At 66.2% G+C, this 9,190-nt stretch carries 10 protein-coding genes; 2 read left to right on the top strand and 8 right to left on the bottom strand.

From position 1 onward, the window contains the following. Positions 1-139: 139 nt before the first annotated feature. Positions 140-1,735 carry a glucose-6-phosphate isomerase gene (gene pgi / locus VFL64_RS14475; RefSeq protein WP_489541083.1) on the bottom strand — a complete coding sequence of 532 codons (1,596 nt, stop codon included), beginning with the start codon at positions 1,733-1,735 and terminating at the stop codon, positions 140-142. Further along, positions 1,732-2,682, bottom strand: a complete 951-nt coding sequence (tal, locus tag VFL64_RS14470) for a transaldolase (RefSeq protein ID WP_489541082.1) — start codon at positions 2,680-2,682, stop codon at positions 1,732-1,734. The genes pgi and tal overlap by 4 nt, the downstream gene beginning before the upstream one ends. Positions 2,683-2,822: 140 nt before the next feature. On the opposite strand from tal, the gene zwf reads away from it, so the two are divergent. Then, the gene (gene zwf / locus VFL64_RS14465; RefSeq protein WP_489541081.1) at positions 2,823-4,268 is read left to right on the top strand and encodes a glucose-6-phosphate dehydrogenase; all 1,446 of its coding nucleotides are present in this window, start codon (positions 2,823-2,825) and stop codon (positions 4,266-4,268) included. 5 nt (positions 4,269-4,273) lie between these two features. Further along, complete coding sequence (locus tag VFL64_RS14460) at positions 4,274-5,143, top strand: MurR/RpiR family transcriptional regulator (protein ID WP_489541085.1); 870 nt, start codon at positions 4,274-4,276, stop codon at positions 5,141-5,143. Between the two features lie 95 nt (positions 5,144-5,238). Here the strand turns inward: VFL64_RS14460 and VFL64_RS14455 are convergent, their stop codons facing one another. The 6 genes from VFL64_RS14455 to VFL64_RS14430 all read right to left on the bottom strand — a co-directional run bounded on the left by VFL64_RS14455 (position 5,239) and on the right by VFL64_RS14430 (position 9,179). Further along, the gene (locus tag VFL64_RS14455) at positions 5,239-5,523 is read right to left on the bottom strand and encodes an STAS domain-containing protein (RefSeq protein WP_489541080.1); all 285 of its coding nucleotides are present in this window, start codon (positions 5,521-5,523) and stop codon (positions 5,239-5,241) included. Between the two features lie 3 nt (positions 5,524-5,526). Then, the gene (locus tag VFL64_RS14450) at positions 5,527-6,150 is read right to left on the bottom strand and encodes an MlaC/ttg2D family ABC transporter substrate-binding protein (RefSeq protein WP_489541079.1); all 624 of its coding nucleotides are present in this window, start codon (positions 6,148-6,150) and stop codon (positions 5,527-5,529) included. A gap of 153 nt (positions 6,151-6,303) precedes the next feature. Continuing rightward, complete coding sequence (locus tag VFL64_RS14445) at positions 6,304-7,086, bottom strand: MlaA family lipoprotein (RefSeq protein ID WP_489541078.1); 783 nt, start codon at positions 7,084-7,086, stop codon at positions 6,304-6,306. Continuing rightward, on the bottom strand, positions 7,086-7,592 hold the full coding sequence (mlaD, locus tag VFL64_RS14440; RefSeq protein ID WP_489541077.1) for an outer membrane lipid asymmetry maintenance protein MlaD: 507 nt from the start codon (positions 7,590-7,592) through the stop codon (positions 7,086-7,088). The genes VFL64_RS14445 and mlaD overlap by 1 nt, the downstream gene beginning before the upstream one ends. Before the next feature lie 13 nt (positions 7,593-7,605). Continuing rightward, on the bottom strand, positions 7,606-8,388 hold the full coding sequence (mlaE, locus tag VFL64_RS14435) for a lipid asymmetry maintenance ABC transporter permease subunit MlaE (RefSeq protein ID WP_489541076.1): 783 nt from the start codon (positions 8,386-8,388) through the stop codon (positions 7,606-7,608). Then, the gene (locus VFL64_RS14430) at positions 8,385-9,179 is read right to left on the bottom strand and encodes an ABC transporter ATP-binding protein (protein WP_489541084.1); all 795 of its coding nucleotides are present in this window, start codon (positions 9,177-9,179) and stop codon (positions 8,385-8,387) included. Before VFL64_RS14430 ends, mlaE begins: the two co-directional genes overlap by 4 nt. Positions 9,180-9,190 lie beyond the last annotated feature (11 nt).

The raw sequence follows: 9,190 nt of genomic DNA, 5'->3' as shown, positions 1-9,190 counted from the left end.
TAGTTCTGGAAGAAGTCGACCACCAGCTGCTGCGCCGCAGCTTCGTCGACAGCGCGGTGCGGCAGCGTACGGCGCAACAGCTCGTGTGGCCGCCACTGGAACACCACACCACCGAAGTCGAAGACGATGTGCTTCTTGTTCACGCGCGCAGCTTCGCCAGCAGGCCGGCCGTCGAGCCGTCGAGGCCGGCCACGGCGCCTGACGCCAGGCGCGGCAGCAGGTCGTTGCACAGTGCCTTGCCCAGCTCCACGCCCCATTGGTCGAAGCTGTTGATGCCCCACAGCGCGCCACTCGTGAACACGCGGTGCTCGTAGAGCGCGATCAGCGCCCCCAGGCTGCGCGGCGTGAGCCGATCCAGCAGCAGCGTGGTGCTCGGCCGGTTGCCGGGGAAGGTGCGGTGGCTGGCCAGCGTGGCTGCATCCAGCGTGGGCGAGGCCGTGGGTGCCTTCTCGGCCAACGCCTGCGCCGCGCTCTTGCCCAGCATCAGCGCCTGGCTTTGAGCCAGGCCGTTGGCCAGCAGCTTGTCATGCTGGCCCGGCAGATCGTGGGTCGCTTGCTTGACGAGGATGAACTCCACCGGGATCACGTCGGTGCCCTGGTGCAGCATCTGGAAGTAGGCGTGCTGGCCGTTGGTGCCCGGCTCGCCCCACACCACCGGGCTGGTGGCGAAGGGCAGAGCCTGGCCGTCGACGTCGACGCACTTGCCGTTGCTCTCCATTTCCAGCTGCTGCAGGTAGGCCGGCAATCGCTTCAGGCCCTGGTGATACGGTGCGACGCAGCGGCTCGTGAAACGGTGGAAGTTGCGGTACCAGACGTCGAGCAAGCCGAGCGTGGCCGGCAGGTTCTGCGCCAGCGGGGCCTGCGCAAAGTGCTGGTCCATGGCGTGCGCACCGGCCAGCATGGCGCGGAAGTTCTCTGCGCCGATGGCCAGCGCGATGGGCAGGCCGATGGCCGACCACATGGAGTAGCGCCCGCCCACCCAGTCCCAGAAGCCGAAGGTGGTGTCGATGCCGAACTCGGCCGCGGCCTTCACGTTGGTCGTGGTGGCGACGAAGTGCTTGCGCGTGTCGGTGCCGCCTTGCGCCAGGAACCAGGCCTTGGCCGCCTGCGCGTTGGCCATGGTCTCCTGGGTGGTGAAGGTCTTGCTCGCGATGATGAAGAGTGTCTCGGCCGGCCGCAGGCTGCGCAGCACCGGCGCAATGTCGTGCCCGTCCACGTTGGAGACGAAGTGCAGCGTGAGCCCGCGGTGCGCGAAGGCATCGAGCGCCGGCACCGCCATCTGCGGGCCGAGGTCGCTGCCGCCGATGCCGATGTTGACGATGTGTCGGATGCCGCTCTTGGCCGTGTCGCGCACGGTCTCGACGTAAGCGAGCATGCGGTCCAGCACCTCGTGCACCTCGGCGCTGAATGGCCCCAGGCCGCGCGGCGCACGCAGCGCCGTGTGCAGCACGGCGCGGCCTTCGGTGGTGTTGATGGCGTCGCCGCGCAGCATGGCGTCGCGGCGTGCTTCGAGCCGGCATTCGGCGGCCAGGTCGAGCAGGAAGCGCCGTGTGGCGACGTCGATCAGGTTCTTGGACAGGTCGGCGTACACCTCGGGCGCCTGCAGGCCAAGGCTGTCGAAGCGGCTCGCATCGCGTGCAAAGGCCTCGCGCAGATCGAACGCCCGGCCATGCGCCTCGAAGTGGCCGCCGAGCGCGGCCCAGGCCTCGGTGCGGTCGCAGCGCGGTGCGCTCACTTGAGACCCTCGATCATCTTGTCGAGCTTGATGGCGTCGGCCGCAAAAGCGCGGATGCCTTCGGCCAGCTTCTCGGTGGCCATGGCGTCTTCGTTCAAGGCGTAGCGGAAGCTCGCCTCGTTGAAGGTGACGGCATGGATAGGCGCCGCCTGCGCCGCCTTGGGGTCGAGCGCGCGTTTGACCGGCGCGTCGCTGGCTTGCAGCTGCGCCAGCAACTCGGGGCTGATGGTCAACAGGTCGCAACCGGCCAGCGCCAGGATCTGGCCGACGTTGCGGAAGCTCGCACCCATGACCTCGGTGTCGATGTCGAACTTCTTGTAGTACGTGTAGATCTGAGCCACCGACTTCACGCCGGGATCGTTGACTCCGGCGTTGGCCGCTTCGTCCCAGCCCGTGCCGGCAGACTTCTTGTACCAGTCGTAGATGCGGCCGACGAAGGGCGAGATGAGCCGCACGCCGGCGTCACCGCAGGCCACGGCCTGGCAGAACGAGAACAGCAGCGTGAGGTTGCAATGGATGCCTTCGCGCTGCAGGATGTGCGCCGCCTGGATGCCCTCCCAGGTGGCGGCGATCTTGATCAGCACCCGGTCGCGGCCCACGCCATGCGACTCGTACAAGGCCATGATGCGCTGGGCCCGCGCCACGGTGCAGGCGGTGTCGAAGCTCAAGCGGGCGTCGACCTCGGTGGAGACGCGGCCCGGCACCACCTTCAGGATCTCGCGGCCGAAGCGCACCAGCACTTCGTCGACGATCTCCTCCAGCTTGCGCCCCTTGTGCGCCGCCACCGTTTCGGCCAGCAAGGGTGCGTAGTCGGGCTGCTGCACAGCCTTGAGGATGAGCGACGGGTTGGTGGTCGCATCGCGCGGCGCAAAGGCGCTGAGCTGCTTGAAGTTGCCGGTGTCGGCCACCACGGTGGTGAACTGTTTGAGCTGGTCGAGTTGGTTCATGGGCAGGAGCGTACAGCGGGGATGTGTCATTAGAACCTGAGCCCCTACGGAGTTCGATCTCTCGAATACACGGTTTGACGCGCAGAAGAAACAACGGCATCATTTCGGGTGAAACTAAATTACATCCAAGGCGCGCACGCATGTCCTTCGACCTGGTTTTCTTCGGTGGTACCGGTGACCTCACCTGGCGCAAGCTGATGCCGGCGCTGTTCCAGGCCTTCCGCCACGGCAAGCTGCCGGCGGGCGGGCGCATCCTGTCGGTGGCCCGCGACGAGCAGGGCGACGACAAGTACCGCGCCTGGCTGAAGGAGCGCTTCCAGGAGGTGGAAGGCGCCAAACGCCCGAGCGACGAGGAGTTCGCCCGTTTCGCCGAGCTGCTGCACTACCGGCGCATGGACCTGTCGCACCCCGCCGACTACGCCAAGCTCAAGTCGTGGCTGGAGGAGCGCAACGCCGACACGGCCGTGCTCTACCTTGCCACCAGCCCGCACCTCTTCCCGCAGATCTGCGAGCAACTGGGCGCTGCAGGGTTGAATGGCCCGCACATCCGCGTGGTGCTGGAGAAGCCGCTGGGCCACGACCTGGCCAGCGCACAGGAGATCAACCGCGTGGTGCGCTCTGTCTTCAGCGAGACGCAGGCTTTCCGCATCGACCACTACCTGGGCAAGCCTTCGGTGCAGAACCTGATGGCGCTGCGCTTCGGCAACGCCTTGTTCGAGCCCCTGTGGCGGCGCGAGAGCATTGCCAACATCCAGATCACGCTGGCCGAGGCGATCGGTGTGGGCACGCGCGGCGACTTCTACAACCGCACCGGCGCGCTGCGCGACATGATCCAGAACCACGCGCTGCAGCTGCTCACCATGGTGGCGATGGAGCCGCCGTCGAGCTACGACGCCGATGCCATCCGCGACGAGAAACTCAAGGTGCTGCGCTCGCTCAAGCCCTTCACCGAAGAATCGGTGGCGCGCGACGTGGTGCGCGGCCAATACCGCGCCGGCAGCGCCGCCGGCAAGCCGGTGCCGGGCTACCTGCAGGAAGAGAAGGTGCCGGCAGGCAGCCCCTGCGAGACCTTCGTCGCCCTGCGCACCGAGGTGCAGAACTGGCGCTGGGCCGGTGTGCCCTTCTACCTGCGCACCGGCAAGCGGCTCGCGGCGCGCGACGCGCAGATCGTGGTGAACTTTCGCCCGACGCCGCACAGCATCTTCCCCGGGCACAACCAGCCCAACAAGCTCGTGATCAAGCTGCAGCCCGAAGACGGCCTGGAACTGCACCTGCTCGCCGCCAAGGGCGCGGGCCAGCAGGAGATGCTCTCGCCGGTGTCGCTCGACCTGGACTTCGACAAGGCCTTTGCCGAGAACCGCGTGGGCGCCTACGAACGCCTGCTGCTCGACGCCATTGCCGGCCGGCTCAACCTTTTCGTGCGCAGCGACGAGCAGGAACAGGCCTGGCGCTGGGTCGAGCCGATCCTGCGCGCCTGGGGCAACGACACCACCGGCCCGCGGCCGTATGCCGCCGGCACCTGGGGGCCGGCAGCAGCAAGCGCACTTGTGGCCCGTGACGGCTTCGCCTGGTCCGAAGAGCAATGAGCAACATGCTCGATCGCATTCGAGCTTCCCTCCCTGCCCTGCCTCCCGCCGAGCAGCGCGTGGCCAAGCTGGTGCTGGCCGATGCGCGCAGCTTCGCCAGCCTGCCGGTCACCGAACTGGCCGAGCGTGCCCACGTGAGCAAACCCACGGTCGTGCGCTTCTGCCGCAGCGTGGGCTACGACGGACTGACCGACTTCAAGCGCAAGCTCGCCGGCAGCGTCAACGAAGGTGTGCCCTTCGTCCACCGCGCGGTCGATGAAGACGACAAGTCGAACGACATTGTCGTGAAAGTGATCGACAACGCGGTGAGCGCTCTCTTGAAGTACCGCAACGACGCGGCCGGCCACGCGTTCGAGCGCGCCATCGAGGCCCTGGCGGCCACCGGCAAGGCGGGGCAACGCGTCGAGTTCTACGGCGTGGGCAACTCGGGCATCGTCGCGCAGGACGCGCAACACAAGTTCTTCCGCCTGGGCGTGAATGCGGTCGCCATCAGCGACAGCCACGTGCAGGTGATGAGCTCCACCATGCTGCAGCCCGGCGACTGCGCGGTGATCATCTCCAACTCGGGCCGCAGCCGCGATCTGATCGACGTGGCCGAGATCGTGCGCAAGCGGGGCGCAACCACCATCTTCATCACCACCAGCGGCTCACCGCTGGCGCAGATGGGTCAGGCCGGCACACTGCAGATCCTGCTGCCGGTGGATCACCCGGAAGACTTCGACCGTTACAGCCCGATGGTGTCGCGCCTGCTGCACTTGGTGGTGATCGACATCCTCACGACCGGCGTGGCGCTGCGGCTGGGCAAGGAACTGCGCCCCATGCTGCAGGACATCAAGCGCAACCTGCGCGCCAAGCGCTACGTGGCGCAAGAGTGACGACCCCTCGCCCGATGGGTACATCGGGCGATCCCCCGAGGGAATGCGGGCCGGCTTGGGAGCGGCCCGGCGCTCGGCCCGCTCGTGCTATCGGATCAACTCGCGGGCATCAGCAACGCATCAACGCCATACAACCGCGCCAGGTCAGCCAGCTTGGCCGGCGCATTGCGCACCGCGAAGCCTTTGCCCCAAGCCTGCGCCAGACGCTGGCACTCCAGCAAGACCGCCAGCGCCGCCGAGTCGAACTGCTGCAGGCCCGATGCATCGATGGTCAGCAGCGGCTCGTTCTGCGTCTTGATCTCCTGCTGCAAGGCCTGCGACAGCATGCGCTGCGTGTCGCGCGCCTGCAGCGTGGTGACGGTGGCGGGAAGCACCAGCATCGCTCAGCTCTTGGCCGGCGCCGCGCCCTTGTTGCGCTCGGCCAGCTTGGTGATCAGGCCATCGATGCCGCCCGCGCTGATCTCTTGCGCGAAGGTGTTGCGGTAGTTCTCGACCAGCCAGATGCCCATCACGTTGACGTCGTAGATCTTCCAGGTCTCACCGGCCTTCTCGAGACGGTAGTCGAGCTGGATCGGGTCGCCCTTGCCACGGATCTCGGTCTTCACCACGACTTCGGGGTCGTTTGCTCCGGCACGCAGCGGCTTGAGCTGCACGGTCTGGTCTTTCACCTGCGCAAGCGCGCCCGAGTAGGTGCGCACCAGCAGGGTCTTGAACTCCTCCTGCAGGCGCTTCTGCTGCTCGGGTGTGGCCTGGCGCCAGTAGCGGCCCACGGCCGAAGACGTCATGCGCTGGAAGTTGACGTGCGGCATGACCTTGGCTTCCACCAGCGTCATGACCTTGTTGACGTCACCGGCCTGGATGGACTTGTCGGCCTTGGCGGCATCCAGCACCTCGTTCGAGACCTGTTTGACGAGGGCGTCGGGCGCCTGCTGCGCGTGCGCCACGCCAAAGGCTGCCAGCGACAAGGCGGCAGCGGTAAACCATGATGTGAAAAGTTGGCGAAGCATTCTGTTCCTTTCTTGTTCGCTGGAGCCCGCAGGCTCGCCCCCAGTATGAGAGCGCTCAGTGACCTGAGTTCAGCGGATAACGCGGCAAACCTCGTGCCGGTTGGCTGCACCAGGCTGCATTACACGCCAGCAACACGCGGTGCGTGTTGCACATCACGGCTTGGCCCCTGACGCTGCAGGGGCAGGAGCGGGGGCAGACGCCGGCGGTTCGTCTTCTTCCTTGATGTCCGGCGGGTCACCATCGAAGACCAGGCTCCTGCGCCGCTGCAAGTAGGCATCGCGCACGAACACGTACTTGTCGAGCGCAATGTCGTTCAACATGCCGGTGGCACCGAGCAGGTTGGCCCGTTGGTTCACCACCTGCAAGGTACCGACAGCCCACACACCCACCTGGTCGGTGATCACGAGGGTGGGCGTGGCCTGGATGTCCAAAGGCAGGGCCAGCGAATCGCGCAGCGTGGAGGGCCCGAGCAATGGCCACACCACGTAAGGCCCGGGCTCCATCCCCCATGCACCCAAGGTCTGGCCGAAGTCTTCGCCTTGTTTGTCGGCACCGAACTCGCTTGCCACGTCGAGGAAACCACCTAGGCCGAACAGCGTGTTGGTGCCGACGCGGATCACGTCTTGCATGCTCTCGGCCACCTTGCCCTGCAGCAGGTTGTTCACCGCCGACCAGACATCCGACACGTTGCCAAAGAAGTTGGTCACGCCACGCCGAATGGGCTGCGGCACCACGTTGGTGTAGGCCGTGGCCACCGGCTTGAGCACCGCCTCGTCGACCGAATCATTGAAGGCGTAGACCTTGCGGTTCCAGTTCTCCCAAGGGTCGATCTTCTGCGCGGCCGTCTTGGGAGTGCTGGGCGCTGCCGTCGTGGTGGCACAACCGGTAAGAACTACCAGCCATGCGAGAACCGTCCACAGAACCAGTCTTCGCATCACTTCTTCGCCCCGCCGGCCACGGCCGGCGCCGGAGCCGCAGGCGAAGCACCATCGGCCGCCTTGTTGTAGAGGAACTGGCTGATGAGGTTTTCGAGCACCACGGCCGACTGGGTCTGCGTGATGGTGTCGCCGGCGACGAGGTTCTTCTCGGCCGCGCCGGGCTCCAGGCCGAGGTACTGCTCGCCCAGCAGACCGGCGGTGAGGATCTTGGCGGAGCTGTCCTTGGGGAAGGCGAACTTCTTCTCCAGCTGCAGCATCACGCGCGCCTGGTAGGTCTTGTCGTCGAAGCTGATCGATTCGACGCGGCCGACCACCACGCCCGCGCTCTTCACCGCCGCGCGCGGCTTGAGCCCGCCGATGTTGTCGAACTTGGCGGCCACGGAATAGGTTTCGTCGAAGTTCAGCGTCAGCAAGTTGCCGGCCTTGAGCGCCAGAAACAGGATCGCGGCGGCACCGATCAGCACGAACAGGCCCACCCACACGTCGTGACGAGAGTTTTGCATCGTCATGGCTCCATCAAATCGAAAACATCATCGCCGTCAAGACGAAGTCCAGACCCAGTACAGCCAGCGACGCCATCACCACCGTCCGCGTGGTCGCGGCCGACACGCCCTCGGGCGTGGGCCGGCAGCCATAGCCCTGCAGCAGCGCGATGAAGGTTACCGTGAAGCCGAACACGATGCTCTTGACCACGCCATTGCCCACATCGGCCCAGACCGCGACACCGCCTTGCATCTGCGACCAGAAGCTGCCCGGGTCGATGCCGATCAAGGGCACCGCCACCACCCAGCCCCCCAGCACGCCGACCGCACTGAAGACCGCAGCGAGCAAGGGCATCGCCAGCACACCAGCCCAGAAACGCGGCGCAAGTACGCGCTTGATCGGGTCGACAGCCATCATCTCCATCGCGGCGAGTTGTTCACCCGCCTTCATCAGGCCGATCTCCGCGGTGAGCGAGGTGCCCGCTCGCCCCGCAAACAGCAAGGCCGTGACCACCGGGCCGAGCTCACGCACCAGCGACAGTGCGACCAGCAGACCGACCGCCTCGGCCGAGCCATAGCGCTGCAAGGTGTAGTAGCCCTGCAGCGCCAGCACGAAGCCGACGAAGAGGCCCGACACGGTGATGATCGAGAGCGAGCGGTTGCCAAGGAAGAACAGCTGATCGACGATCAGGCGGAAGCGGCGAAACGCCACGCCGACGAGCGCGAGCAGCCGCACGAACAGGCGCGCCGCCGCGCCCACGTCGGTCAACTTGACGCGCACCGCGAAACCAAGCGCAGCGGGGTTCAACCAGTTCATCGCGCCGCCCCGACACCGAAGTCTTCCGCCATCGGCGCCGCCGGGTAGTGGAAGCGCACGGGGCCATCGGCCAGCCCACCCACGAACTGGCGCACGAGCGGGTCTTCGCTTGCACGCATCTCGGCCGGTGTGCCTTGCGCCGCGATGCGGCCATTGGCAATGAAGACCACGTGGTCGGCAATGAGGAAGGTCTCGTCCACATCGTGCGAGACCACGATGCTGGTCACGCCGAGGGCGGCGTTCAAGTCCTTGATCAGCGTGGCGGCCACGCTCATGGAAATGGGGTCGAGCCCGGCGAAAGGCTCGTCGTACATGATGAGATCCGGGTCCAGCGCAATGGCACGCGCCAAGGCGACACGGCGCGACATGCCACCCGAGATCTGCGACGGGAACAAGTCACGCGCGCCACGCAAGCCGACCGCGTCGAGCTTCATCAGCACCAGGTCGCGGATCATGGCTTCAGACAGATCGGTGTGCTCGCGCAAGGGAAAGGCTACGTTCTCGAACACCGTGAGGTCGGTGAACAGCGCCCCGAACTGAAACAGCATGCCCATGCGGCGGCGCGCGGCGTGGAGGCCTTGCTCATCCAAGGTGGCCATATCGACGCCGTCGAGCAGCACCTGGCCGCTCATGGGTTGAAGTTGACGGCCAATGAGGCGCAGGACGGTGGTCTTGCCGCCGCCGGAAGTGCCCATGAGGGCGAGCACCTTGCCGCGGGGGACGACGAGATTGATGTTCTCTAGAATGACCCGGTCGCCGTAGCCACATGTGAGCTCACGGAGTTCGATCAGATTGCTGTTCT

It is taken from the genome of Rhizobacter sp. (assembly GCF_035702065.1).
Taxonomy (GTDB): Bacteria; Pseudomonadota; Gammaproteobacteria; order Burkholderiales; family Burkholderiaceae_C; genus Rhizobacter.
The sequence above is the reverse complement of the archived record's forward strand: the minus strand, read 5'-3'. Positions and strand labels throughout refer to the sequence as shown.

Excerpts from the sequence above, each read along its gene's own strand:
- tal (WP_489541082.1), bottom strand. The coding sequence starts at position 2,682 with ATGAACCAACTCGACCAGCTCAAACAGTTCACCACCGTGGTGGCCGAC.
- zwf (WP_489541081.1), top strand. The coding sequence starts at position 2,823 with ATGTCCTTCGACCTGGTTTTCTTCGGTGGTACCGGTGACCTCACCTGG.
- VFL64_RS14460 (WP_489541085.1), top strand. The coding sequence starts at position 4,274 with ATGCTCGATCGCATTCGAGCTTCCCTCCCTGCCCTGCCTCCCGCCGAG.
- VFL64_RS14455 (WP_489541080.1), bottom strand. The coding sequence starts at position 5,523 with ATGCTGGTGCTTCCCGCCACCGTCACCACGCTGCAGGCGCGCGACACG.
- VFL64_RS14450 (WP_489541079.1), bottom strand. The coding sequence starts at position 6,150 with ATGCTTCGCCAACTTTTCACATCATGGTTTACCGCTGCCGCCTTGTCG.
- VFL64_RS14445 (WP_489541078.1), bottom strand. The coding sequence starts at position 7,086 with ATGCGAAGACTGGTTCTGTGGACGGTTCTCGCATGGCTGGTAGTTCTT.
- mlaD (WP_489541077.1), bottom strand. The coding sequence starts at position 7,592 with ATGCAAAACTCTCGTCACGACGTGTGGGTGGGCCTGTTCGTGCTGATC.
- mlaE (WP_489541076.1), bottom strand. The coding sequence starts at position 8,388 with ATGAACTGGTTGAACCCCGCTGCGCTTGGTTTCGCGGTGCGCGTCAAG.